Source organism: Desulfuromonas sp. CSMB_57 (assembly GCF_020194955.2).
In the GTDB taxonomy this organism is placed as follows: Bacteria; Desulfobacterota; Desulfuromonadia; order Desulfuromonadales; family Syntrophotaleaceae; genus JAFCIY02.
In genome coordinates this window covers 1-670 of sequence record NZ_JAFCIY020000046.1, presented here as the reverse complement: position 1 = coordinate 670, position 670 = coordinate 1, and the positions used below count along the sequence as shown (strand labels likewise).

Annotated in this window: 1 protein-coding gene; it reads right to left on the bottom strand. The window is 53.0% G+C overall.

Going from position 1 to position 670, the window contains the following annotated elements:
* A partial coding sequence (locus JQN68_RS12710) for a hypothetical protein (protein ID WP_249621225.1) occupies window positions 1-301 on the bottom strand: 301 nt, incomplete at its 3' end.
* Window positions 302-670 lie beyond the last annotated feature (369 nt).

The window sequence follows — 670 nt, the reverse complement described above, 5'->3', positions numbered from 1 at the left end:
GATTATCCTTCGGGTCGGTAAATTCAATGGGCGCCCAAGCCGGATCGTGCGTCACCCGAATCACCGAATGGCTGCGCAGCCAGGCCCGTTCTTCCTCTGTGAGGGGCAGTTGGGCTGCGCCGAAAGAAGGAGCTTGTCCGTCCGCCTCGAGCGCGATTATGCTGCGGTCCTTGGCTTCCGTTGGTCTGGCTGACTTCTGCCCGAAGGCAGAGCTGCCAAACAGCAGTGCCGTCGCTGCCGCCAGGGCCAAGACGGCAAGCCGGATCCGAATTTTTTGCGACCCGTCAGGCTTGATTATCATGTCTTATTTCCTTGACCCGACCTGCAGACGGTATCCCCGCAGAACCACAAAGCGCCAAGGGCAAGCAGGGCTTGAAATGGCGGGCCATGGGCGTTTGCAGTAGAAGTCTTCAAGGAATTAGGTTAAAAATTAAAGCAGCACAATTGTTGCGCTAAAACCTTATCAAGTCAAAGGATTTCTATCGCAAGGAGTAAGCAGAGCATGGTTGGCATTGGGGCCTGTAATATGGGGGCGTGACTAATTCAAGTCTTTGATATTTTAATCAAATTTCTGACAATTGCCCCTTTCAATCCGGTTAAGGGCCGACTTCAGGGGGCAAATGGAAAAATAAGCGGGATCAACACGAGACTCAGCAGCATGACGATCAGG